Raw genomic sequence first — 24,791 nt, 5'->3', positions numbered from 1 at the left:
TAAAGTTTCTCGCTGCCCAGGCCCCTTTTGGCGCTACGGATGAATGATAACCGTCGACTCATCCACCCACTCCACACCCTCTTCGTGATAGAATGCTAGTTTCTGCATCAGTTGAACCAATGCTTCATCCTTGCGCTTCGCCTCAATCATCACATCAAGGGCGGGCGTATCTGCTGCGATATGGCGCAAGAAAGTGAGCAAAGGCTCCACTTCAACACCATCAGCATGACCTCGCAGGTCCTTCTCACTCTTGGGACTGGACACGTGAATTTTGGGCGGCAACGGCTTGTCTGCCGGTGAATCCGCTTGGGCAAGCGGGGATTCCCATGTCTTCAATATCTCAGGCCAGAGATCCCACGGCTGTTCGCCTTCATTGTTCACCCATTGATGATGAATATCCAGCACCATGGGCAGCCCCATACGCTGGCAGACTGCAAGTGTCTCGGGTGCATTGAAGGTCTTATCATCATTTTCGAGCGTCATCCGCTCCTGAATATCCCGATCCAGCTTTAGAAAATTTTCCTCAAAACGCAGCGCTGCACTAGGCTTGTCCCCGTATGCACCACCAATATGTATATTGTTCTTGGCAGTGGCATTCAGCCCCATGGCATCCAGCATACGTACATGATGACGAAGGTCGCGCATGGAATTGCGCAGCACTTCTGCCCGAGGCGTGCTGAGTACCGTAAAATGATCCGGGTGGAACGATACACGCATCTCGTTCTCCTTCACAAAATCACCAATTACAGCAAAATCCTGCTTAAGCGCGGGAAACGGGTCCCAATCACTCAGATCCTCATGAGTAGCCAGCGGAATTAATTTGGAGGAGAAGCGATATACATGAATATGGCTGCCTTTATTGTGTCTGAGCAAACGTAATGTATTATGCAAATTCTCGGCTGCAATCCGTTCCAGCTTGCGAATTGCCGCTTCCCTATCATCAATTTTCTTAAAACTGGACATGGTCATCGTCCGGGAAGGTGAAGCATTCTCCACAAGCACGGACATCGCCACATAGCCAAAACGTACGAGCATGAATTTCTTCCTCTCTATTAGGGCGGAATTCCTTCCCGGCATATGAAGCCGGCAGTCTTCCCTTCACTGTATATAACCAAGTTTTACCCTAAAAGAGTGACCATAATCGTAATTTCGACAAATCCGTCCATTCGTTCCGGTCCACGTGTAACAAACTACGCCTGTGCCTGTTCACCAAAGAACATCTCGTCCGCAAGAGCGGTCTGAATGCGTGATTCTTCCTCGTTCAGTTTACGGATCAATTGCATCTCCACTTCGGTCACTTCCTGACCCTGGAAGTTAATCTCTGCAATGGAGACTACGATTTTTACGATGGCTACCGCCACGTTATCCGGTGTGTAAGCAATGACTTTTTGTCCGGTAGGAAATACGCGGAAGCCTTGTTTGACCATTTTGCCACGGCCGTATTCAAGCAATTCGAACAGCTCTTGTTCATTCTTGAATTTGCACACGGAATTGAATTCGGTCTGAAATCCCATTCATACCCCTCCTTATATTGTCGTCCTCAGGCTACACCTGTACGCCGTTCTCGTAGTTCAGCGCCTGCTTGCGGTTGTAGCGTTCCAAAGCCAGCTCAATCATGCGATCCAGCAGTTCTGCATACGATACGCCCGTCTCACGCCACAAGAGTGGATACATGCTGTAGGGGGTGAAACCAGGCATAGTGTTTACTTCATTAATAAGCAATGCCCCATCCGATTTGCGAATGAAGAAGTCTGCACGGGAGATCCCGTTGCCTTCAATCGCGCGGAATGCCTGCAATGCGGCCTCGCGGATGCGATCTGCGGCTTCCGGGTCTAACGGAGCAGGGATCAGCATCTGAGACTGTCCATCGATGTATTTGGCTGCATAGTCATAATATTCACCGGAGGATACGATTTCTCCTGGTACGGAAGCCATCGGTTCATCATTGCCAAGCACACTAACCTCAACTTCACGCGCCTCCACAAACTCCTCAATGACAACCTTCGTATCATAACGAAGAGCAAACTCCACTGCTGTCTTCAGTTCACCCCGGTTACGCGCTTTCGAGATCCCCACGCTGGAACCGAGATTGGCCGGCTTAATGAAACAAGGATAGCCCAACTGATCCTCCACCTGCAGGATCATTTCATGTTCGGTCTGCTTCCACTGCGTAGCGTTAAAATACGTAAAGGCACATTGGTCGATTCCAGCCTGTGCGAACAGTTTCTTCATGACCACTTTGTCCATACCACCTGCCGAAGCCAGTACACCTGCACCAACATAAGGCATATCTGCCATCTCGAACATTCCTTGAATCGTACCATCCTCACCAAACGTACCGTGCAGCAGCGGGAACATGACGTCCATCGCCTCTTCTCCGCCATATAAACGGCCAAACAGCGCGTTAAGCGCTTCCTGGGTTCCGCCCGCCGCCTGCTCCAGCTTCAAATCTTCAATCTGCGCGAATGGCGCATGCATGACAGATCCTTTTTTCCACGTACCCTGCTTGGAGATATAAAAAGGAACCAATTCATACTTCTCGTAATCAAATGCGTTCGTTACAGCAAACGCCGTTTGCAGCGATACCTCATGCTCGCCTGACTTTCCGCCGTAAACGACGCCTACTGTTAATTTATCCATACTCATGTGTAACCTCCGATTATCTGTGCAATGATGCTGTCATGCCTGCATGTTCAGCACCACTTTTATTCTGTTATCTAGACTTATTTTACACGGAACCTGATGTCCACGTCACCGAATCCCGTAAAATCTTTGACCATCAAAATTCATCTGCAATATGAAAAAGCCGATACACCGTCCGCTCGTTCCAGGCGTAAGAATCCCGGTAATCCCAGAAACGGTGGCGGCTGCTGACTGTATGTGCATTCACAAGCGGCATTCCCCCCGCATCAAAAGCGGTCACAACAGTACTGTGTTGAAACCTGCCATCCCCATCCCAGTCGTAGAGAATGACATCTCCAAGCATCAGCTGCTCGGGACGCTCCACTTCGGTTGCTGACAACCCCCAGCTGCTGCCGGATAAATAGCGCTCCAGGCTATTGGAGACCGCCCAACTGTAGCTCCACATTTCGGCGCCATTCACATAGCCTTTGTACCACCATCCTGCTTCTCTTTTACCAGTATAGTGGATGGGTGCTCCCCCTGCAAAGAGACATTGGGACACATAGTTGGTGCAGTCCACATCGAATTCCTCAAAGGCCGGATTACCCGCATTCCACCACCGATCCGCGTAGGCCACAGCAAGATCCCTGCGATACAGCTGCTGCTTTGATCTCCTACCCTGTCCCAGCACTTCCCGGTTAAGCAGCGGCCGGTTCATCGCCTGTACAAAATCAGCTTGTTGAAAAGGACGACCCTCGCCTACCGGACGACGCTCCGGCACCTCACGTTCCACCCGTGCAATGGTCCAAACCCCGCCTTGCCTAAGAAAGGTCAGGCGTTCCCGCTCAATCCGGTCTTCCCGATGGGTCAAACCGTTCTTCTCATAGAACAGCCTGCTGTACAATTGAACGTCCACCACCGATTCATCTGCCCCATCCATCAGTGTCCGCACAAGCTTGGCGCTGGTCTCACTGCGAAGAGGCACGGCCCGCCGCTTGCGATACCATTGGTCCAGTCTGGCCATCCGCTCTCCCCGTTCCAGCACAAATTCCGGATCGGTGACAATCCGTTCGCTTGTCTGTGGACGGTAGTCGATCTCACAGCGATTATACTGGTTCACGTAGGTATATAAGGCACTCTTCCATTCGCGTTCCAAGCCTGTGTCCCCCTTTGGCATGAGTTCTGTCCGGAATGATCCATTGCATGAAAACTCTTTTTTATTTATATGAGAGAATTTCGGTTGTATGTGTCTGGTTCTGTTTTGAAGCCTTAATATCGGGGATAATGCGTACGGAAGAGATTGCGTCCATACCCTTTACTTGAGAACGCATTCAAAGTCTAATTCGCTTGGCTGGACAGGCAAAAAGCCCTTTACGTACGGCGTTGAAAACGGTATACTTAAAACTAAAGTTACGATTATGAAATTACGTTTCACCTGATGAAACCAGTGAACAAGGACACGGAACGATGAAGGCCTGTTCTTCACCTATATGGACGTTTTCTTCATCTCACCGACACATTTTAAGGAGGTACATGTATGTCAGCCAAGAATCATTTCTCCGCGGCCCGCAGTCTTGAGGTCGGAGGCAAGTCTTATCGCTACTACAGTTTAGATGCTCTTCAGGAAGGCGGCTACGGCGACCTTTCCAAGCTTCCTTTCTCCATTAAAGTGCTGCTCGAAGCAGCTATTCGTCAATTTGACGGACGTGCAATTACCGAAGAACATGTTAAACAACTGACCGGCTGGGCAGAAGGCCGTGACAATAACAAAGAAATTCCATTTATCCCTGCACGTATCGTTCTGCAAGATTTCACCGGTGTACCGGTTGTCGTTGACCTTGCAGCAATGCGTGATACCGTGAAAAAAGCAGGCGGCGATCCAAAACAAATCAACCCACTCGTTCCCGTCGATCTCGTTATCGACCACTCCGTTATGGTTGATGCGTTCGGAACGAACGATGCACTCGACTACAACATCAAGGTTGAGTTCGAGCGTAATGAAGAGCGTTACCGTTTCTTGCGCTGGGCGCAAACGGCATTCAACAACTTCCGTGCAGTTCCACCATCCACAGGGATCGTTCACCAGGTTAACCTGGAGTACCTGGCTTCCGTGGCTGCAACCAAAACCATTGACGGCGAAACCGTTGTATTCCCGGATTCCCTCGTAGGAACGGACTCCCACACCACCATGATCAACGGACTCGGCGTTGTTGGTTGGGGGGTTGGCGGGATCGAGGCTGAAGCAGGCATGCTGGGCCAACCGCTTTATTTTGTAACACCGGACGTTATCGGTTTCAAATTAACAGGCAGCCTGAGCGAAGGCGCAACTGCAACGGATCTAGCACTCACTGTTACCCAAATGCTTCGTAAGAAAGGCGTTGTCGGTAAATTCGTCGAGTTCTACGGACCGGGTCTTAGCAACATCAGTCTGGCTGACCGTGCAACGGTTGCCAACATGGCACCAGAATACGGCGCAACAATCGGTTTCTTCCCTGTAGATAGCGAAACACTGAACTATATGCGTAATACGGGTCGTACCGACGAACAGGTGGATCTGGTTGAAGCTTATTACAAAGCTCAGAACATGTTCCGTACTGCTGATACGGTTGACCCTGAGTTTACAGATGTGATTGAACTTGACCTGGCATCTGTTGTACCAAGTCTCGCGGGACCTAAACGTCCACAGGATCGCATCGAGCTGACTCAAATGAAAGAAGGCTTCAATAGTATTATCCGCACGCCGATCGACAAAGGCGGCTATGGACTGAGCGACGAGAAAATCGCTGAGAAAGTGCCTGTAAAACACCCAGACGGTTCCACTAGCGAACTGTCTGCTGGTGCTGTCGTTATCGCGGCAATCACAAGCTGCACCAACACTTCGAACCCAAGTGTAATGGTTGGAGCGGGTCTGCTTGCGAAAAAAGCCGTTGAACGTGGTCTGACCAAGCCTGGCTACGTGAAAAGCAGCTTGACTCCAGGTTCCCTCGTAGTTACCGAGTATCTGGAAAAAGCAGGACTGATTGAATATCTCGACAAACTCGGATTCAACGTGGCCGGCTACGGTTGCGCAACTTGCATCGGTAACTCTGGCCCACTGCCAGACGAAGTAAGCGAAGCAATCGCTGAGAACGACATGACGGTAGCGGCTGTATTGTCCGGTAACCGTAACTTTGAAGGTCGTGTGCACGCTCAGGTCAAAGCCAACTACTTGGCTTCACCGCCACTCGTTGTGGCGTATGCTCTGGCGGGTACCGTTAATATTGATTTTGCAACCGATCCAATCGGCTATGATACCAACAACGAGCCTGTATTCCTGAAAGACCTCTGGCCTAGCTCCGAGGAAATCAAGGATACCATCGCTAGCTCGCTGAACGCACAGATGTTCCGCAACAAATACGAGAACGTATTTACAGCTAACGAGCGCTGGAATACGATTCCTGTACCGGAAGGCGAATTGTATGAGTGGGATCCTAACTCCACATACATTCAGAATCCACCATTCTTCCAGGAGCTTGGCGACAAGTTGACGGATATCGCAGATATTCGTTCCGCACGTGTCATGGCATTGCTTGCTGATTCCGTAACAACGGATCACATCTCGCCAGCGGGTAATATCGCACCATCCAGTCCGGCTGGACTGTACCTGAAAGAACATGGCGTAGAACGCAAAGACTTCAACTCTTACGGCTCCCGTCGTGGTAACCATGAAGTCATGATGCGTGGTACGTTCGCCAACATTCGTATTCGTAACCAAGTGGCTCCAGGTACCGAGGGTGGTATTACGAAATACCTGCCAACGGACGAAGAAATGTCTATCTACGATGCTTCCATGAAGTATCAGGACGAAGGACAGAACCTGATCGTTATCGCAGGTAAAGAGTATGGTACAGGAAGCTCCCGTGACTGGGCGGCAAAAGGAACATTCCTGCTCGGCGTCAAAGCCGTTATCGCAGAAAGCTTCGAGCGTATTCACCGCAGTAACCTGGTGGGCATGGGCGTAATGCCATTGCAATTCCAGGAAGGTCATGGCTGGTCCAGCCTCGGTCTGAACGGTCGTGAAACGTATGACATCACAGGTCTGAGCAATGATGTGAAACCAGGCCAAGAGCTGACGGTTACCGTAACCCGTGAGGACGGCACCAAGTTCGACTTCCCTGTCATCGCTCGTCTGGACAGCATGGTGGACGTGGACTACTACCATAACGGTGGTATCCTGCAAACCGTATTGCGTCAAATGATGAAAAAATCTTAATTGCCTTTATATTTAATGCAATTAAGTTATACAGAAAAGCTCCTCGTCACGTGCACTCTGCACGGTGATGGGGAGCTTTTTTTATAGAATGAATAGGGGCATGCTTAATGATGTTTATGCCAACTTGCCTTTAATGTCCAATGTAATGTGAAGCTTGATCCAGCGATTGCGTGTACGCCCCCTCCTTACACGCGACTCTGATTGGAATTATACTCTTCTCTCGCGGTGCCAGGCGCTCCACCTACGATTATCCGTTTCAGACCGATAAGCATCGTATACAGGACATAACCAATCACCCCACCAAAGGTATTCAGCATAAGATCATCCACGTCGAATATGCCCATGCCCGTCAATAGCTGTGTCACTTCAAAAGCAAAACTTAAGAGCAAGGAAAGTACAAGTACCTTTGCCCCTGACAACAGCTTGTTACCCATCAGCACTGGAATGAAGATACCCAGCGGGATAAAGGCCATGATATTACCGAGCAGATGAATTGCGGTTCCGGGACGATGTAACGACAGGCTATGCCAGTCTCTTGAAATTTCCTGAAATGGCGTCAGGTTAACGGTACGCGTATGAATCAGATCCGGCTGTTGCGCGAACGTCATAAGTTGAACTCTAACGACGTTCCAATCCATCGTATGTCCCTTGAAAAGAATCAGCTTGGTCAACAGATACAGATAGATGATGAATGCCGCCATCCAAATGATTTTCATATTGAACTCTTTAGGTTTCATAATGAACCTCCGTGTATATCTTGTTGTTTGTTTATTCCTCTACTGTCACGACAACTCCGTTCATGTTGTCTCCCGATATCTCATATTGACCGTGTTCAGGTACGTTAATGCTCTTCTCTTTGGATGCATCGTAATAGCGCACATGATAGTGCTTGTCCCCGACTTCAGCGGAAATGCTCTTTTTCTGTTGCAGCAGCTCCAAATACTGCTCCAGCACCAGGTTATTATGATACATGATGGCACTGTGAGGCAGTCCCACATACCTAAAATGCCAAGGTTCGTATTGAATGCCGGTGATGTGCACTTTATCCTTCGGGTAACGTAAAATGAATCCGTATTTCCATGCATTCTTCTCCAGCCAAGCTCCTTCTGGCGCTTCACTCATGGCAGCCAGGGTAGAGCCGATATCCATGGACAAGCCCAGATTATGTTCACTGTGACCCGCAGGAAGCGCATAGTCCGAACCCTTTTCCTCGTAAAGCTGCTCCTGTTTCGTAAAGTCTCGATAACCACTGCTGATGAGGAAGTAACGCACGTCATCTTTCGCTGCAGCTTCAATCATCTTCTCGAACGCTTGCGCTACGTACTTTGACAACATGATATTGTGATCCAGCAAGCCGTATCCACGAACCAGATCTTGTTGTTCAGCCAAATTCACAATGTCCGTTCTAATACCCTCCGCATGAACAGGATACTCCGAATTGACGAGCAGTAAATTCCCTTTATGTACTTGATTCTTCATATCCACGTTAATGGTTTTGGTATATCCCGCCCGATTTTCAGCCGTATTCTGAATTTGCAGATTCGCTTCTTCCTTCTGCTCAAACAATGCAGGTGACTTGGAAAAAATATATCCCAGTACAATGATACATATCAAAAATCCCCACTTCTTCATCCCTTGTTCCTCCTTTACCTCGTATTATCAAGGATAGAGAAAACTAGTTAAAAAAAAGCAGGGCAATTCTAAAGTTTTTCTTAAATTTGGCATGTAAATTCATTCTATTGCAGGTAACCGAACTTCAAATACGGTCCGTACGACATCACTCTGGGCCGAAATGGTCCCATCATGCTGCTCCACAATGTTTTTGGCGATAAAAAGTCCTAGACCTGTTCCACCTTCCTGAGGTGTCCGCGCCCGATCTCCGGTATAGTACATATCGAAAATATGAGGCAGATCATCTGGATGAATATGTCCCCCATAGTTCATGATCTGAATGATAACCTGTCCTGCATCACGATGCCCATGAATATCCACATAAAGACCATCTGTACCGTGACGTGCCGCATTGATTAACAGGTTCTCAAACACGCGTGCAAGCACCTCACCATCGCCGGAGATGGTTAATTCGGAATCGATATGCAGTCGGGTGACCAGGTGGTTCTTTTCAAAAACGGGGTACAGCTCTTCGTTCATCTGCCTCAGCAGCTCACTAAGATCAAGTCTCTTTTTCTCGATCGGCAACATGCCATAGTTCATTCGTGTAATCTCAAACAAATCATCAATAAGTTTCTCTAGACGCTGAGATTTGGTAAAAGCAATCGCTGTAAAGTGTCTGACCTGCTCTTCCGTCAGCTGATCATCCTTCATCAACAGATCCAGATAACCCAATACTGACGTTAGGGGCGTACGTAAATCATGCGCCAGGTTTACTACCAGCTGGTCCCTGCTGCTCTCCGCAAAATCTCCCCGTTCTACCGCTTCCTTCAGCTTCAGATTTGCCAGATTTATATCCTCTGCAATCGCGCCCAGCTCGTCCTTCGTCGAAATCTGAACACGGTGCTGGAAATCTCCACTCGCGAGTTGCCGGATACCAGTAGAGATATCTTTGAAATAGGTAACATATGGCTTCGTAAACCAGAAGAAAAACAGTATAGCAAGCGGAATGAACAGGATAAGGAAAAAGTAAATATCCCCTATGCTTTTCATAAAGTGACGATATTCAGCTAACTGATCCTCCGCACGCACTCCGGTGTAATAGTATTGCATCAGTTTATATACCCCAAAGGTAATCGCGCCAGATGCCAGCATGCTTAGACCAAGTAACAGAATCATGGTTGTTCGAAAACTTCTGCGTTTATTCATTGAATGTGTACCCCACACCCCAGATCGTTTTGATAAACTTGTTCTTGTCTACATCTTCCCCCAGCTTCTTGCGCAGGGTTCGAATATGAACCATCACGGTATTGCCGCTCTCATAATAAGCCTCACCCCACACTTGTTCAAAGATGCTCTCTGCACTGAACACCTGTTTGGGATGATTTGCGAGCAAATACAGAATGTCAAACTCCTTGGGTGTTAATTCTATGGGCTTGCCATAAAGGGTGACGCTATGCTGATCTGGCGAGATAATAAGGCCGCCTTTCTCCAGAATGGAGCGCTGGATCGGTACAGACTGGCTGAATTGAAGTGAACGGCGCAGCTGGGAATTGACCCGGGCGACCAGTTCCATCGGGTTAAATGGCTTGGTCATGTAATCGTCTGCGCCCATCACGAGCCCAGTGATTTTATCCATATCCGAGGTTTTGGCGCTTAGAAAAATAATAGGCAGGTGATACTGCTCTCGAATTTTGCGGGTTACCTCATATCCATCCATACCAGGCATCATAATATCCAAAATAGCCAAATCGATCGTTTGTGTCTGAACGGCTTGAACCGCCGCTTTCCCATCGAATGCCTTGATGATGTGATATCCTTCTTTTTGCAAGTGCAATGCAACCAGATCAGCGATCTCAACTTCATCATCTGCGATCAAAATCGTAATACGTTTCATTGCTTATTCCACTCCTATATGTGATGCTCAACAATATAACATATCTGAATCCAACTTATAAATGATTGAAGGGAATCCAATATATGAAACTGGATCGTTTATTAGCCATTGTTGTGCTGTTGATCAATCGTGGCCGGGTGCAGGCCAAGGATTTGGCGGATACGTTTGAGGTGTCCATTCGTACCATCTACCGAGATATAGACACGCTGGGTCAGGCGGGTATCCCTGTCGTCACCTATCAAGGTGCAAGCGGTGGTATTGGCCTTGCAGAAGGTTACCGGCTTGACCGAAATGTGCTGACCGACAAAGATCTGGCCTCCATTGTCACTGCGCTGCGGAGTGTCTCCACCTCCCATACGAATGTGGCACGAGACCTGTTGATGGAGAAACTCAGCAGTATCGTGCCTGAAGCCAAAAATGAAGATTTCCAGGCCAATACCAGCCGCTTTATTGTAGATTATTCGATGTGGACGCATCCCGAAGCGCTGCAAATCAAGCTCCAGCTCATTGAACAGGGCATGGATCAACTGCGGCCCATTACATTTACCTATTGCAGTGCCGAAGGTACCCAGACCCATAGAACGACCGATCCGCATACCCTTGTGCTCAAAAAGCATTCCTGGTACCTCTATGCGTTCTGTCACGAACGCAACGAGTTCCGTATGTTCAAGCTGGTCCGCATGCGAGACGTCGCCCTTGCCCAAGGAAACTTCGAACGCAAGCCGATTAACCTGCAGGACAGACCCTGGCAGCAGGATTGGGCAACCCCGGATAACAAGGTGCCTCTGACCCTCAGATTCCATGCGCGTATCCGTCACATCGCAGTGGAATGGTTTGGCATAGAGAGCGTCATCCCGGATGATGAGGGCTATTATATCAGCCAGGTCGCATTTCCGGAGGACAACTGGCTGTACGGGTTCATTCTTGGATTTGGCGCAGATGTCGAAGTGCTGGAGCCACTGCATATTCGAGAAGAAATTCGTAGAATTGCCGAACAAATTGTGCAAAATTATAATGCCCCGCCTCGAACCTGACAGACAGGTGTCCAGTTCCTCCCGTTATACTTCTATTATATTCAAGCTGTACATAACGAGGAGGAATTAATTATGAACGTCACCGTATGCCAGAGCTGTGGAATGCCACTCACTACCCCTGCCCAATTCGGAACAGAAACGGATGGTACTACAACCCGCGAATACTGTATCTATTGTTATAAAGAAGGCAAGTTTGAGCAGCCCGATATTACACTGGAGGGCATGATTGAAATGTGCACCGCCATCCTGAATCAGGAAGGTATGGACGAGGAATCAGCAAGGTCAATGCTGCGCAACCAACTTCCTTTTTTGAAAAGATGGAATGCTTCCGGCTCTGAACGGAACGTGGCATTTTCAGCAGAACATTCGGATGAGTCCAATGACCTTGATCAAGTAACGCCCGACAATACGCTCTCCACAGAGCCCATTCGGTATGTCACACTGCCAGGAAAACGCCTTGCGGGTGTGTCCTCCAGAACAACCAACGCCATTGAGATTAGTGGCAAAGGCTGCATTCAGGGTCTCTGGAACAGCTACTTCGCTTCAGATCACCAGCCTGCCCCTGAAGCGGCCCGCTATGGCTGTTACGCTGACTATACGGATGGCATACATGGAGAATACACCATACTGGTGGGACATGAAGTCGGCCCGGATGAATCGTTGCCTGAGGGAGTGAATTCCGTTGAGCTGCCACCTGCAACATATGCGGTGTTCACCTCCAGAAAGGGTCCGATGGCCGAAGTCGTGGGTGAAGCATGGGGTGCGGTGTGGGCCTGGAACAAACAGGGGGAACGCACGTTTACCGGAGATTTCGAATTGTATGATGAGCGAAGTCTCGATCCTGAGAACGTACAAGTGGACCTGTATATTGCTGTTCGCCGCGAAAAATAAGAAGAAAAGTGATCATGATCATTTGTTAATCCGAATTGGACTGTTTATATCTGTATCTCAGCAATGAAATTCCGCTCATGGATTTATGCAAAATGCTGTTAGGCTGCCAGGTTTCCTGGCGGCTTTTTTGGCACTTCCCTTTTGTCTATCCGTCGAAAATTGCCCTAATATGCACCCGACAACCGACCATGGTACCAAGTTAGCTAGCTTATGTCGTACCTATACAACCAGACTATATGTCTTAATTTCGACACAATTGGCAATCCCAAAACTGGGTCTATTCACTTAACAATCGCTTCTATCCTCCCATACAAAACCTCACATATTCGGTCCTTTCCTCCTGAATTTCTTTAAAAACGTTTACATCTCCTCAATACGGGGTAAAATCACTACAACCCAATTGGAATTACACCTTAAGTTGCCTGTTTCGTCTAACAAGTCACATATACCTATTTGCGTAACAGAGACGATAACCTGTTGGAATACATAAGCTATTTAATAATCAGATATGCATATTCGAAAATGCATTAAAGGAGGAACCAAGATGATCCGCATGCCTATTCAGCAAATGATCCCGTACCACCACCAATATCCGCGCAACACGGCGACCGTTGCTCCCAAAAAGGAGAATGAGAACAATCAAGGTCTATCCTTTCATGAAATTTTGCAGCAAAAAATGGCTAAAAAGAACGCCTCCCCTTCTTTGCGATAAATGAAATGATGAGCGAATTGAGCATTGCTTGCATGGCTGCACCGTTCTCTGCGAAGTTGTGGATGAACGGTTATTCGCGTTTTCGCTTTAATTTGTTGTTACATCAGCATTTTACATATGTACAGTCTATGGTCACATCCCTATAATGGGTTAAATATCTACGGCAGTTTAGTGAGACAACATCCATTTCAGGGGGCAAATATGATGATGACTATCGGCTGTTTTCACGCTCACTATTCCAACATTGCACTGATTGAAGAAGTACTCGCTCCTTATGAGGTTGAACTTGTACATTATGTCGATCCGGGTCTGGACCGCCTCAAACATGATGCTGATTTCACCGGGGCAGTTACGCGTGCGAAAGTATCACAGACGCTGCAATGGATCGCACACTGTCATGCAGATGCCATCCTCGTCACCTGTACCCTGTTTGCAGCCGCACTTGAGCAGGAGGCACAGCATGTTCCCGTCGCAGTGGTTGGTATTGATGATCCATTACTTCAGGAAATGAAACGAGTACCGGGGAGATACATATTGGCGTTTACCAACCCTGCGACGATTGAAGGAACGATGGTACGGGTGAATCAGGCTTTGCGGCAGGATGATGAGAATGGACAGCGAAACGGGATTGCAACTGTAGAAGCTGAAGCGGTATTGATCCCGGGTACATTCGAGTTAATTATGCGAGGCGATAAGGAAGGTTATCTTGCCGCGGTGAGTGCTGGATTGCAGCAGATTGCTGAGCAGTCCCCGGGAAGCACGGTAGTAGCGGCTCAGCTGTCCATGGCTCCCGCAGCGGCACGAGTTACAGCAGATACCGGCATGTTGATCTTTAGCCCGCTGGCATCGCTCTCGGCTTATTTGGAGAAGAAGTTGAGCTTGGCCCACCGTTAAGTGTTGAGCTCATGAAGCAAAATAAAAAGACTCTCGAATGAGAGTCTTTCGAATGGTATAATCATTTTGTACAGCCAATTTGTGGTGGGAAATAGATTGCCTCCAGTGGGAGGTGATTCTATGAACTTCTCTTTCAACGACGTAATCGTGTTCGCAATGTTAGTTATTGCGCTCCTCACATACATCGACCGTAAAAAGAAGTGACCCGCCACAGGTTGACGGCCTGACGGGTCACTTCGTCTAACTATGCTGCACTTGGAGGAATACCCACCGCAAATGCTGTGCAGGAGTAGCCATTGGCCTGGCTACTCTTATTTGTTTTTACTTATACTCATTTTATTAAACATCTATGAGACAATCAACCTATAAGTGATAAAAATATGTTGTGTCGTACTTCTTGTCCTCTAAGATTAAGTGTGCACACCACATACCGGGTTAAAGCCGCTCTTCTCCACGATCACGGAGAGGAACGGCTTTTCACCATATCAGGCTGCCCAGATTGCGTTGTAACAACGCTTAGGAGCGTGTTCGGTATTCCTCAGCCTTTTCCTGCATGCCAGCAGCCAGGGCCTCATTCTCGGACAATCCTTTGTCCGCGGCAAAAGCACGAATATCCTGCGTAATCCGCATGCTGCAAAATTTCGGCCCGCACATGGAGCAGAAATGGGCTTCCTTGGCCCCTTCGGCCGGCAACGTCTCATCATGGTAGGATAGCGCACGTTCCGGGTCCAGCGACAGGTTGAACTGATCCCGCCAGCGGAACTCGAATCGTGCTTTGGATAGCGCATCGTCCCGCCGCTGGGCACGCGGGTGACCTTTCGCCAGATCGGCAGCATGTGCAGCAATCTTGTAGGCGATAACCCCTTCCCGCACGTCATCCTTATTGGGCAGGCCCAGATGTTCTTTTGGTGTAACATAACAGAGCATCGACGTACCGAACCAACCGATCATCGCTGCCCCGATCGCCGAGGTAATATGGTCATATCCCGGTGCAATATCGGTCGTCAGCGGTCCCAAAGTATAGAACGGCGCTTCCTTGCAAATCTCCATTTGCAGATCGACATTCTCCTTGATCTTGTGCATCGGCACATGTCCCGGACCTTCGATCATCACCTGCACATCATGCTTCCAGGCGATTTGTGTCAGTTCACCAAGCGTAGCCAGTTCCGCCATCTGGGCTTCGTCATTGGCATCGTAGATGCTTCCTGGGCGCAGCCCGTCCCCGAGAGAGAACGCCACGTCATACCTTTTCATAATCTCGCAGATTTCTTCAAAATGGGTATACAGAAAATTCTCCTGATGATGCGCAAGGCACCATGCTGCCATAATGGACCCGCCCCGTGACACAATGCCCGTCATGCGTTTGGCGGTCATCGGGATATAACGCAGCAGCACGCCTGCATGGATCGTAAAGTAATCCACGCCCTGCTCTGCCTGCTCAATGAGCGTGTCACGATACAACTCCCAGGTCAGTGCTTCGGCTTCACCATTGACCTTCTCCAGCGCCTGATAGAGCGGCACCGTTCCGATCGGTACCGGAGAATTACGGATGATCCATTCCCGAGTCGTATGAATGTCCTTGCCTGTGGAAAGATCCATCACCGTATCCGACCCCCAGCGTACCGCCCAGGTCATCTTCTCCACCTCTTCCTCGATAGAGGATGATACGGCAGAGTTTCCGATGTTCGCATTAATCTTCACATGAAAATGACGCCCGATCAGCATCGGCTCGCTCTCCGGGTGATTGATGTTCGACGGAAGGATCGCCCTGCCACTCGCCAGCTCCTGTCGCACAAACTCCGGCTCCACGCCTTCACGAATGGCGGCGAACTCCATTTCCGGTGTGATGATTCCCTTTCGTGCATAATGCATCTGGGTCACGCTGCGCCCAGCTATTCCTCGCAAGGGTTGACCACGCAACCCTGGATACTCCTCGGCTCCAGCTCGCTTCCCTCCTGGCTTCAGACCGTTATCTTCCGGCTTTACCGTCCGTCCCCGGTAAGCTTCAACATCTTCACGCTCCGTAATCCATCGCGTACGCAGCGCTGGCAGACCTGCCCGGATATCGGCATGAAATCCGGGATCGGTCATCGGCCCGCTCGTATCGTAGACACGCAGCCGTTCGTTATGCTCCACTCCTTGGGGAGTATTCGTGTCATGAAGGGCAATTTCACGCTCCGGTACAGCAATGTCCGGTCGAGAGCCATAAATGTAAACTTTGCGGCTGCCCGGGAAGGGCTGAACCCGTCCGGTCGCCCCTTTTTCTTTTGCCAACTGCTGATCCTGCTCGTCCTGTCCCATCGTTCTGTTCCCTTTACTCATCGCTCTTGTCTCCTTCTCATTGGTGATCGTCTGGATTGAAATGCTTGCGCACTTGTCCTAATCATCCACAACATAGATAAAGAAAGAGCGACCATACGACATAAAGCAGGGACATCACATTTAGTAATACGCAGGCAGTCAATGCAAATGAACTCTATCCCAGAAGCTTGGCAGATGCTCCCGGGTACTTTGCCCAAAAGCAGTTCTGGCAGCGTCTTCCGCCTGTTTACTGTATAAAAAAAGCCGGTTCCCAAGGGAACCGGCTTATGTCCATCACCAATAACGCACCTTATAAAGGCTCCATAGCGGAGCCCCATCCATAGGTCACATCATGTGGTGTTCGTGGTCGTATCGCCGATTACTTCCCTACGCTGGTATGATCCAGATCAGGTGCAAAGGGTCCGGAATCTCATGCGATTCCGTCTCAGTCCGGACAATTCGGACTCCCCCAGTAACGTTAACAAGTTGCAGCATTTAAGCCGCAAATGCATATTCAATTATGCAGGCCCCGTTGGGCCGTCCATTACAGAGTAGCGCAACCGAATCATAAAAACAACCTTTATATTCAGAAAATAAAATCAGGATAACATAAGCCCCATCTGTGTAGCTGCTTCCTTCAGCACAGGAGCATATTCATGCAACGTTTCCTGCGAGAGACGACTAACAGGCCCGGATACCGACAAGGCAGCAGCGATGTTTCCTTTCCGATCCAGGATGGGGACAGATACCGCCGCAGCTCCCGGTTCACGTTCCTCATAACTTGTTGCGTAGCCATATTCCAGAATGTCTTTCATCTGTGCCAAATATACTTTGGGATCGATAAATACCGGCCATTCCGGTCCATTCATCAGATCTTCACGGTCTTCCTCGGTGGCAAAAGCCATCAGCACTTTGCTGGACGCTCCCACAGATAGCGGAAGTCTGACTCCCACCGGAGCCACCCGGCGAATCGCCTGATCACTCTGCACGGCTTGAATCCGAATCCGCTCACTGCCATCACGCAGATATAAGCTTACGGTTTCGCCCAGTCGATCCCTCAGCCGCTCCATTGCAGGAAGAAGCAGAATGGCAGGATCATCGCTGCGAGACATATGCGCAGACAGCTCCCAGATGCGTATGCCGAGTCGATACTTCTCGGTGGCTGCATCCCGGATCACGAACCCTTTCTCCTCCAAAGTAGCCATCAGACGATGGACTGTACTTTTGTGCAGACCGATCTGAGTGGCAATTTCCGTGAGTCCCAGATCACTGCGCGTTGTAAAACACAATAATATATCCAGCGCCCGTTCTACAGCCCGGACGGTTAACTTTCGGTCTTCCATGGCATATTGCCCTCCTCATGTTTCATCACATGAAACTTGGTTACATAAATTATATGAGAAACGGTCTCATCTGTAAACTAAAAAGCGCCAATTGGAAGAGAGATAATTGTAAATATTTTCTTTTTATAAATCAAAATCCCCTGCTATTTGCACCCTAAGGAAATGTTAACCATATATCTTCAGAACTATATAACAATTGCGTAACAAATGGCTCCAATCAATTGACTTTGACTATATTGGAACATACGATAAAGATATACTAAATTAAGATTTTGCTTCATACGTAGTCAGAAAAATCATTTATCCGCTCTGTTCGTCTCGTTGTTATCTTCATTTGATTTTTAAAGGAGGGGCAATCATGTATCCGACATCCCAGAGCGAAGCCCCGCTGCAAACGAAAGTGTCAGATCTGCCTTCTTCGTTATCACCGAGGTTGATCCGGTTCAAACATATTGTCGTGGCGCTGCTGCTCTCCGTTGTATTTTTTCTGCTCTTTTGTTTTATTGCACTACACGGTTATATTGCTTGGGTATTATCCAATCCAACGGTAGCGCCTGTCTTCTCCAATCCCATGCAGGCCAAGAACATGAAGTATCAAGACATCACGTTTCCGGCAGCAGACGGCAGTCGAACGATGCAGGGTTGGTATATTCCGGCTGACGATAATGCAAACAAAACCATCATATTCAGCCATGGATATGGTGCGAATCGTGAAGAAACCTGGGTACCGATGTATGACCTGGCCCATTATGCTCACCAACTCGGCTTCAATGTGGTGATGTTCGATTACGGTTTCGCTTCCCAGGTGAACAAAGCTGTCGCCACAGGCGGCAAAGCCGAATCCCAGCAGCTGCTTGGCGCAATCCAGTTTGCGAAGCAGCGCGGAGCTCAGGAGCTTGTTGTATGGGGCTTCTCCATGGGTGCAGGTACAGCCCTCCAGACTGGGCTGATTACCAAAGATGTGGATGCGATGATTCTGGACAGCACGTTCCTGCTTGAGCCGGATACACTGTACCATAACATCCATAATCAGATTGATCTGCCGCGTCAGCCTACGCTGCAGATTATGAATCTGCTGTTCCCCATTCTGAACGGGACCGGATTGCAGCAGATTCCGTATCAGGAAGTGAAAAAGGACGATTATCCGTTCCCTATTTTCTTCATCCATGGTACCGAGGATGAGAAAGCTCCTTACCCGATTGCAGAGCTGCTCGCTGCCAACCAGACCAATCCGTATTCCGATGAATGGATTGTGGATGGTGCGCATCATGAGCTGATCTTCCGGGAGCATCCGAAGGAATACCTGCGTCGTGTCTCCACATTCCTGAGTCATGTAACGAAGACGAGCAGCGATGATGTGGAAAATACCAATGCCGGAGAATCGTGAAGATCCGGTAATTCAAGAGCCCCTATAACGGGGCTCTTTTTTTTGTACACATAGGACAACATGACTGGAGAATATACTTTTGGGACGTAATTAAAGACAGCTCTAGCTTGTGTATTACAAAATTGAGGGAACCGGGGGGGCCAATTTTATTTCTGCTGCTGGATCTAGATTTGAATTCATTTGAAACGGAGGTTTACCACTTATGAATTGGTATGGATATGGACATCTGCTGCCTCTAAGGGTACTTGAAGAAGTTCGTTTCTGGAAAGAGCAAGAAAAGGAACATACGATTGTCATCCGTGCATTGATTCCTGATCTTGAACCCTCATATGTCCAATGGCTTGCGGAATGGGAAGCCATCTTTGAGAACAGCGAGAGTGTCGCGAATCAGTTGTTGAAGCAAATACTGCCGGGAACCCAGCCTCCTGCCCCCTACATCATCCGCTGTATTGAACAGCTCGTGGCTGAAGCCTGCGCACAATCGCGAGAGTTCATTAGACAGCTATATGTCCTGCTGGAGCAAAGCACTGCTGTTCAGTCTGTCCCGCTTGCCAAAATGGTTATTCTGCATTTCATTCGCGAATCCGAGTATTTCCTGGGGGTACTTGAAACGCTGAAACAACATGGAGCTATGCGAGATTCGGTGTCTGATTCAACTTTTTCACTGGAACATATTCTTCAAACCTCGGGGCAACCGGCTGATTCCAACGTACACATTGCCTCAACGTCCGTATCTGGACAGTCCAATCGTGAAGCTGTAGAAAATCCGTCTTCGGCTGCGGGAACAGCCAACACCCCCCATCCATCCGTACAGGCGCAGGCTTCAGCTGCTGTTCAGTCTCCCAATACAAACGAAGAGGGCACACCCAACGCTAACGCAGCGGTGGTCAGGGAGAAACCTGTGCCTATTGGCGGACACACACTGCCTCCCCTACCTTATGCCTACAATGCGCTGGAGCCGCATATTGACGAGATGACCATGCGCATCCATCACGACAAGCACCATCAATCCTACGTCGATGGACTAAACACCGCAGAGAAAAAGCTGGCAGAATCGCGTAAAAAGAACAATTTCGAACTCATCAAACATTGGGAACGTGAACTCGCGTTTAATGGTGCAGGCCATTACCTGCATACGATCTTCTGGACGATCATGAATCCCAAAGGTGGAGGTAAGCCTTCCGGCATGCTCGCAGAACAGATCAAGCGAGATTTCGGCAGCTATGAGGCGTTCAAAAATCAATTCACCGAGGCTGCCAACAAGGTGGAGGGCAGCGGCTGGGCCATGCTGGTCTGGAGCCCACGGGCGCACAGATTGGAAATTTTGCAGGCGGAGAAGCACCAGAATTTATCTCAGTCCGACATCGTGCCTCTCCTGCCGCTGGATGTATGGGAACACGCTTACTATCTGAAACACCAGAATGAACGCAAAAAATATATCGAGGACTGGTGGAAGGTTGTGTACTGGCCAGCTGTGGCGGAACGTTACGAAACTGCGCGCAAGCTGTTATGGCCGCCTTATTAGGATTGTCGGGCTAAGCATAGTATCGGGGAGTGCTCTGGAGCGCATTGAATCCATGGTGCAATATGTTGATGTAAAAAAGAGATATCTCCAGCCGAATGACTGAAAGATATCTCTTTGAGTTTGAATACAACTATTTACTTGCGGATAGAAGCTGCCTCAATCGCTTCATAAGCCCAATGTGTGGCAGGTACATCCGACCACTGTCTTGCTGCATTCGTTTCAGCTTGAAGACCAATCAGTTTATTCAGCATGGTCACAGCTTCAGCGCGGGTTATCGGCTGACTTGGACGATACGTGCCATCCTTGTATCCGGTAACTACTCCCGCCGAACTTAATTGTTCTACTGCTTGTTGCGCCCAATGCTCGTTCACATCGGTAAATGCTGTCGGCGCAGTAGTCATCCGATCAGATGTTAATAACGGCTGTAACACGACAGCTATTTCCGCGCGAGTAATCGCTTGATCCGGCTTAAAGCTGCCATCTGTATAGCCTTGAACAGAACCGGATTGGGCTGCCGCTAATATAGCCGCCTGTGCCCAGTGGCTGGATGTAACATCTGTAAATTCATGACTTCCCTCAAGAGTAGATGTTCCCAGAATACGCGTGATTAATGTTGCCATTTCCGCACGAGTTACATTACGCTCTGGTCGGAAACTGCCATCCGTGTACCCCTGAATATAAGGCTTTGCTTTCAATGTGTTGTCTGTCCAGTCTTTGACCTTAACAATGGAGAATGTACTGAATTTGTTTACTTCAATCTCGACACCTTGCTGATTATCAACGTTTAGGGTAACCCGTTTGCCGTGTACAAGCTCCTTCGTTCCATCACTATGCTCAATATATACACCTAGCTCCTCAGATTTCACACCTGCAACCTGATTAGCATCTAAAGGCAATATAAGCGTAACAGGTCTGCTTTGTAGATTCGTTTCGATCGTCATTGGACGTCCAATGATCTGGATATCCGTTGTGCCTACGAATTGGATGATCGACTCATTCGCCTGTGCTCTCGTTTGGATCTCTGAACGTTGGGATTCCTTCTTCACTGGTACAAGACGGAAATAAATATCATCTGTTCGTCCGTTCAAGGAACTCGCCGGAATGGTAATCTTCACATTAGGATTGGAAATAACCAGATCCACTCCTTGCTCAGCCAGCATTGCTGACGATTGTGGAGTGAGGTTCAGATCCCACTGTGATACTTCATCTTTTGCGTCTGGAATCAAGACAACCGCTGTACGGGAGCCTGTCTGTTTCAACTGGTCGATAATGGTTTGCGTTTTGCTCTGATCAAGAAGAAGTTCATCCTTTACCGTACCATCTGTTCCTCGAGTACGTTTAATCTCCAAGGAAGCGATCGTTGAAGCTTGATCCCCATTCGCTACATCCACTTTGATTACTTCTTTCTGTGGAGCTTGTGGAGTTGTTGGCGTTACAGGAGTAGGAGTAATAACTCCCCCACCTCCCCCATTACCTGGCGTTTCTGGATTGGATGGAGTTATGTTAATCTTCACTGAATTAGAAATTCCATATTCGGATACGCCATCTTCATATACAGCTCTAACAGCGAAAATATATTTTTCGCCTTCTCTAAGACCATTAATTTCCCAACTGCTATTCAAAATATTAGAAGTAACAAGTACCCATTGTGAAGGATCTACTGGTGCTGATGAGCCTTCGTACATATAGACCGAAGCTAATCCGTTCATGATTGGATCCCAAGTTAACGTAACCTTTTTCTCACCTTTTGTTGCCACTACATGCTGTGGTACAGGAAAGTTCGGGTCTGGGTCTGGGTCTGGATTAGATCCACCACCATTATTATTCTCCTCTTGCGGGATCACAACGTTAGATGCAACATAATCTGAATTTTCTTCATCGGAAGTATACGATCTAACTGCAAATATATAGGACTGCCCATTTGTCAGATCACTGATATGTCCATCACTGTAACTGTCCGTCACATCCGTCCACAGATCGGGATCCTCAGGCGCTGCTGTTCCTTGGTACATATACACGCGATAATCTAATTCTGGCTCTGTAGTCCATTCAATGGCAACCTGACCATCACCAGGTGTAGCCACTACGTTTTGTGGAAGAGGAGTTGAGTTTGCAAGTGTTGAATATCCCCGATCTCCCATGTTCTTGAGCTGACCATTCTTATCTTCTACCGCCAGGAACACTCGGTACCAAGTGTTCTCGTCCAATCCTGTGAACAAGAACGATTTTTCTTCATTAGCTTCTAGATCAACATAAGATAGATTAGCTAAGGCATGTAATTTAGTATCTTCTTCCGACTGTCCTACGATTTCCTCATCAAACAATTGATTGTCAAAATAAAATCTACCAGCTTCATTAAGCTTCACCGTAACTTTAGATGTGGACTGAGTAACTGTTCCGTACATAGGATATGGATACAGATAACCTATTGTAGGATCGGGCAGTGGTGGAGTCGGTGCATTCATAAGCTTGGATGAACGCAAGATCGGATACCCATCGTTGATCCTGTTACGAGTTGTCCAAACTCCATCGAAATCCCATCCACTGAAATTAGATTGTTGTTTCATCTGCTCAGTAGTAAGACCCGTTGCATAATTAGAACCATTCTGCTGGTTCGTACTACTCTTGGCTAAATCATAGTAGTTATTAGTAAAGATAACTTGATTTTCTGGATCATTCAGATTACCAATGACTAACCCTATCGTCTGATCATCAATGGGTGATGATGAATTATCAGACATAATGTTTACAGATGCCGCCACATAATTATGAAGTACATTTATTTGAGAGGTGTTACTCGAGCTACGTACTTTATTCACTTCACCAAACAAGCCGCCAATACCTTCAGCAGAAAAGTCATTATTCCCTGAAGCATCAGATCTAACAGAACCGACCACATAATTGTCTGCAATGGTATGGCTTAATTCATAATTAAGTTGGCCAATCAAACCGCCTACCTGGTAGTTACCCGCCACCTGTCCTGAAGTGTAGCTCTGACGAATGAAATTATCATTCGACTCTCCGATCAGTCCACCTATAGCCTCGTAACCACTCACTATACCTTCAGCAGCATTCGCAATGATTATGCCCTTATTACTTTCTCCAACAAGTCCCCCGAGTGAGTCGCCATCCTCACCTAAGGCGGTCACCGCGACATTAGTGCTGTTATTTATATATTCACTTTCGTCCGATAAACCTGAAATACCGCCTACTCTCATATTCCCTTGTATATTTCCACTGATTTGGACCCCTTCAATACGGGACTCTGTACTCCGTCCGGCAAGTCCGCCTACGATCACATTTCCTTTTATAGAAACATCGTTTAATACAAGATTTTTAACCTCAGCACCTTGTAATACAGAGAACAGCCCCACATCGTTCTGATTCTCATCTGTCGTTTTCAAACCGGAGATTGAATAACCATTCCCATCGAACCTGCCTGTAAAAGGCATAAGCTCATCTTCTATCATGTCAGCAATTGGAGTCCAAGAGCCTCCGTTCAAAAACGTGCTCATGGCTGCTTCAGAAATATCATTCTTCAGCTTGTAATTACCGTTTAAGTCTTCTCTTACGCAATAGAGCTCTTCAGGCGTACTAATGAGCTTCCATTCAACATCATCAGAATCGGTTTCCGTCATTTCATAGCAACTCTTGGCCTGAACGACGCCTTGTTGAAACACAACTGGCAGCATACCGAAGACCATAAGGAACGATAATATCACGACCCCTATTCGTCTCAGGAGCCTGGCGCGCTTCTGGTGATCCTTTTTTCGCATGTTCGAATCTTCCCTTCTCTTTCTGTTGTAGGAAGATTATAACTATCAGCTCTGAACGGATTCTGAACATTTATCGGCATTTTTCGTGAAATTATGCCTTTTCTCGCATTTTTGCAAAACCACTTTCAAATGAACATGTTTCTTCCCGTACAATTGTTGTTCAGTTCAGCGGGGCACGGAATCGAATAATCCAAATACAGAACAAAAAAAGCAAGCCTCTATACTAGAGACTTGCTTATCATTTGAGGCCCACTATGCAGAGCGTTTACCTTAAGAGGCGCAACCCTCACAGGCAACATAATTGTCGCCAACCTGTTTGCTAATCGCGATCAGATCGCCCAGCTTGATATCTTCCTCTCCTGTAAATTCAAGATCAGCGATACGTGCAATGATCAGAGCAGCTGCTTCTTCTTTGCTTGTTGCCATTTGGCTGAACTCAGACTTTTCGCCTGTGGAAATGACCTCATATAAATACGTATATCTTAATGTTTCCATGTAGACACTCTCCTTCCGAAATCACATCATATCATCTCTATTAACCAATTC

The 24,791-nt window shown here is 48.0% G+C and carries 18 protein-coding genes, 1 pseudogene and 1 riboswitch; of the genes and pseudogenes, 7 read left to right on the top strand and 12 right to left on the bottom strand.

From position 1 onward, the window contains the following. Positions 1 to 33: 33 nt before the first annotated feature. The 4 genes from uvsE to P364_RS0126275 form a co-directional block, all read right to left on the bottom strand. The gene (gene uvsE, locus P364_RS0126290; RefSeq protein WP_024633020.1) at positions 34 to 1,035 is read right to left on the bottom strand and encodes a UV DNA damage repair endonuclease UvsE; all 1,002 of its coding nucleotides are present in this window, start codon (positions 1,033 to 1,035) and stop codon (positions 34 to 36) included. A gap of 155 nt (positions 1,036 to 1,190) precedes the next feature. Continuing rightward, positions 1,191 to 1,514: a hypothetical protein gene (locus tag P364_RS0126285; protein WP_024633019.1), complete on the bottom strand. Its 324-nt coding sequence runs from the start codon at positions 1,512 to 1,514 to the stop codon at positions 1,191 to 1,193. 31 nt (positions 1,515 to 1,545) lie between these two features. After that, complete coding sequence (locus P364_RS0126280) at positions 1,546 to 2,646, bottom strand: D-alanine--D-alanine ligase (RefSeq protein ID WP_024633018.1); 1,101 nt, start codon at positions 2,644 to 2,646, stop codon at positions 1,546 to 1,548. Between the two features lie 133 nt (positions 2,647 to 2,779). Then, entirely contained in the window at positions 2,780 to 3,799 is a 1,020-nt protein-coding gene (locus tag P364_RS0126275) for an amidase domain-containing protein (RefSeq protein ID WP_029881315.1), read from the bottom strand. A gap of 360 nt (positions 3,800 to 4,159) precedes the next feature. Between P364_RS0126275 and acnA the strand changes: the two genes are divergently transcribed. Continuing rightward, positions 4,160 to 6,874, top strand: coding sequence for an aconitate hydratase AcnA (gene acnA, locus P364_RS0126270; RefSeq protein ID WP_024633016.1), 2,715 nt, complete (start codon positions 4,160 to 4,162; stop codon positions 6,872 to 6,874). A gap of 185 nt (positions 6,875 to 7,059) precedes the next feature. Here acnA and P364_RS0126265 read toward each other — a convergent pair whose 3' ends face one another. From P364_RS0126265 to P364_RS0126250, 4 genes and pseudogenes are all read right to left on the bottom strand, one after another. Beyond that, complete coding sequence (locus P364_RS0126265; protein WP_024633015.1) at positions 7,060 to 7,611, bottom strand: VanZ family protein; 552 nt, start codon at positions 7,609 to 7,611, stop codon at positions 7,060 to 7,062. A 234-nt stretch (positions 7,612 to 7,845) separates the two neighbouring features. Further along, a pseudogene (locus tag P364_RS38800) lies at positions 7,846 to 8,173 on the bottom strand (M15 family metallopeptidase); the annotation flags it as partial. Between the two features lie 432 nt (positions 8,174 to 8,605). Beyond that, positions 8,606 to 9,694, bottom strand: a complete 1,089-nt coding sequence (locus tag P364_RS0126255; RefSeq protein WP_024633013.1) for a HAMP domain-containing sensor histidine kinase — start codon at positions 9,692 to 9,694, stop codon at positions 8,606 to 8,608. Beyond that, the gene (locus P364_RS0126250; RefSeq protein WP_024633012.1) at positions 9,687 to 10,382 is read right to left on the bottom strand and encodes a response regulator transcription factor; all 696 of its coding nucleotides are present in this window, start codon (positions 10,380 to 10,382) and stop codon (positions 9,687 to 9,689) included. Before P364_RS0126250 ends, P364_RS0126255 begins: the two co-directional genes overlap by 8 nt. A gap of 83 nt (positions 10,383 to 10,465) precedes the next feature. Here P364_RS0126250 and P364_RS0126245 point away from each other — a divergent pair, with 83 nt between their 5' ends. From P364_RS0126245 to P364_RS0126230, 4 genes are all read left to right on the top strand, one after another. After that, positions 10,466 to 11,416, top strand: coding sequence for a helix-turn-helix transcriptional regulator (locus tag P364_RS0126245; protein WP_024633011.1), 951 nt, complete (start codon positions 10,466 to 10,468; stop codon positions 11,414 to 11,416). A gap of 72 nt (positions 11,417 to 11,488) precedes the next feature. Then, positions 11,489 to 12,307, top strand: coding sequence for a zinc ribbon domain-containing protein (locus tag P364_RS0126240; RefSeq protein ID WP_024633010.1), 819 nt, complete (start codon positions 11,489 to 11,491; stop codon positions 12,305 to 12,307). A gap of 544 nt (positions 12,308 to 12,851) precedes the next feature. After that, entirely contained in the window at positions 12,852 to 13,019 is a 168-nt protein-coding gene (locus tag P364_RS37645; RefSeq protein WP_161634257.1) for a hypothetical protein, read from the top strand. Between the two features lie 201 nt (positions 13,020 to 13,220). Further along, positions 13,221 to 13,913, top strand: a complete 693-nt coding sequence (locus P364_RS0126230) for a hypothetical protein (RefSeq protein WP_029881313.1) — start codon at positions 13,221 to 13,223, stop codon at positions 13,911 to 13,913. A 516-nt stretch (positions 13,914 to 14,429) separates the two neighbouring features. Here P364_RS0126230 and thiC read toward each other — a convergent pair. Continuing rightward, entirely contained in the window at positions 14,430 to 16,214 is a 1,785-nt protein-coding gene (gene thiC / locus P364_RS0126220; protein WP_094939459.1) for a phosphomethylpyrimidine synthase ThiC, read from the bottom strand. Positions 16,215 to 16,581: 367 nt separating this feature from the next. Continuing rightward, positions 16,582 to 16,695: riboswitch (TPP riboswitch) on the bottom strand. A gap of 118 nt (positions 16,696 to 16,813) precedes the next feature. After that, a complete protein-coding gene (locus P364_RS0126215; protein ID WP_024633007.1) occupies positions 16,814 to 17,557 on the bottom strand; it encodes an IclR family transcriptional regulator in 744 nt (247 codons plus the stop codon). Positions 17,558 to 17,915: 358 nt separating this feature from the next. Here P364_RS0126215 and P364_RS0126210 point away from each other — a divergent pair, with 358 nt between their 5' ends. Next, complete coding sequence (locus P364_RS0126210) at positions 17,916 to 18,944, top strand: alpha/beta hydrolase (RefSeq protein WP_024633006.1); 1,029 nt, start codon at positions 17,916 to 17,918, stop codon at positions 18,942 to 18,944. Between the two features lie 202 nt (positions 18,945 to 19,146). Further along, positions 19,147 to 20,469: a Fe-Mn family superoxide dismutase gene (locus P364_RS0126205; protein ID WP_024633005.1), complete on the top strand. Its 1,323-nt coding sequence runs from the start codon at positions 19,147 to 19,149 to the stop codon at positions 20,467 to 20,469. A gap of 134 nt (positions 20,470 to 20,603) precedes the next feature. Here the strand turns inward: P364_RS0126205 and P364_RS0126200 are convergent, their stop codons facing one another. Together P364_RS0126200 and P364_RS0126195 are read right to left on the bottom strand one after the other, a co-directional pair. Next, positions 20,604 to 24,245: an S-layer homology domain-containing protein gene (locus tag P364_RS0126200; protein WP_081718146.1), complete on the bottom strand. Its 3,642-nt coding sequence runs from the start codon at positions 24,243 to 24,245 to the stop codon at positions 20,604 to 20,606. Positions 24,246 to 24,515: 270 nt separating this feature from the next. Further along, the gene (locus P364_RS0126195) at positions 24,516 to 24,740 is read right to left on the bottom strand and encodes a hypothetical protein (RefSeq protein ID WP_024633003.1); all 225 of its coding nucleotides are present in this window, start codon (positions 24,738 to 24,740) and stop codon (positions 24,516 to 24,518) included. Positions 24,741 to 24,791: the final 51 nt, after the last annotated feature.

It is taken from the genome of Paenibacillus sp. MAEPY2 (genome assembly GCF_000499205.1).
Taxonomy (GTDB): Bacteria; Bacillota; Bacilli; order Paenibacillales; family Paenibacillaceae; genus Paenibacillus; species Paenibacillus vandeheii.
Note: the sequence above shows the minus strand (reverse complement) of the source record. Positions and strands in the feature narration are given on the sequence as shown.

What these genes read in the sequence shown, in the direction of transcription:
- P364_RS0126280 (WP_024633018.1), bottom strand. Translation starts at nt 2,646, where the DNA reads ATGAGTATGGATAAATTAACAGTAGGCGTCGTTTACGGCGGAAAGTCA.
- P364_RS0126210 (WP_024633006.1), top strand. Translation starts at nt 17,916, where the DNA reads ATGTATCCGACATCCCAGAGCGAAGCCCCGCTGCAAACGAAAGTGTCA.
- P364_RS0126230 (WP_029881313.1), top strand. Translation starts at nt 13,221, where the DNA reads ATGATGATGACTATCGGCTGTTTTCACGCTCACTATTCCAACATTGCA.
- P364_RS0126245 (WP_024633011.1), top strand. Translation starts at nt 10,466, where the DNA reads ATGAAACTGGATCGTTTATTAGCCATTGTTGTGCTGTTGATCAATCGT.
- P364_RS0126195 (WP_024633003.1), bottom strand. Translation starts at nt 24,740, where the DNA reads ATGGAAACATTAAGATATACGTATTTATATGAGGTCATTTCCACAGGC.
- P364_RS0126250 (WP_024633012.1), bottom strand. Translation starts at nt 10,382, where the DNA reads ATGAAACGTATTACGATTTTGATCGCAGATGATGAAGTTGAGATCGCT.
- P364_RS0126215 (WP_024633007.1), bottom strand. Translation starts at nt 17,557, where the DNA reads ATGGAAGACCGAAAGTTAACCGTCCGGGCTGTAGAACGGGCGCTGGAT.
- P364_RS0126265 (WP_024633015.1), bottom strand. Translation starts at nt 7,611, where the DNA reads ATGAAACCTAAAGAGTTCAATATGAAAATCATTTGGATGGCGGCATTC.
- acnA (WP_024633016.1), top strand. Translation starts at nt 4,160, where the DNA reads ATGTCAGCCAAGAATCATTTCTCCGCGGCCCGCAGTCTTGAGGTCGGA.
- P364_RS37645 (WP_161634257.1), top strand. Translation starts at nt 12,852, where the DNA reads ATGATCCGCATGCCTATTCAGCAAATGATCCCGTACCACCACCAATAT.
- P364_RS0126240 (WP_024633010.1), top strand. Translation starts at nt 11,489, where the DNA reads ATGAACGTCACCGTATGCCAGAGCTGTGGAATGCCACTCACTACCCCT.
- thiC (WP_094939459.1), bottom strand. Translation starts at nt 16,214, where the DNA reads ATGGGACAGGACGAGCAGGATCAGCAGTTGGCAAAAGAAAAAGGGGCG.
- P364_RS0126255 (WP_024633013.1), bottom strand. Translation starts at nt 9,694, where the DNA reads ATGAATAAACGCAGAAGTTTTCGAACAACCATGATTCTGTTACTTGGT.
- P364_RS0126205 (WP_024633005.1), top strand. Translation starts at nt 19,147, where the DNA reads ATGAATTGGTATGGATATGGACATCTGCTGCCTCTAAGGGTACTTGAA.
- P364_RS0126200 (WP_081718146.1), bottom strand. Translation starts at nt 24,245, where the DNA reads ATGCGAAAAAAGGATCACCAGAAGCGCGCCAGGCTCCTGAGACGAATA.
- P364_RS0126275 (WP_029881315.1), bottom strand. Translation starts at nt 3,799, where the DNA reads ATGCCAAAGGGGGACACAGGCTTGGAACGCGAATGGAAGAGTGCCTTA.
- P364_RS0126285 (WP_024633019.1), bottom strand. Translation starts at nt 1,514, where the DNA reads ATGGGATTTCAGACCGAATTCAATTCCGTGTGCAAATTCAAGAATGAA.
- uvsE (WP_024633020.1), bottom strand. Translation starts at nt 1,035, where the DNA reads ATGCTCGTACGTTTTGGCTATGTGGCGATGTCCGTGCTTGTGGAGAAT.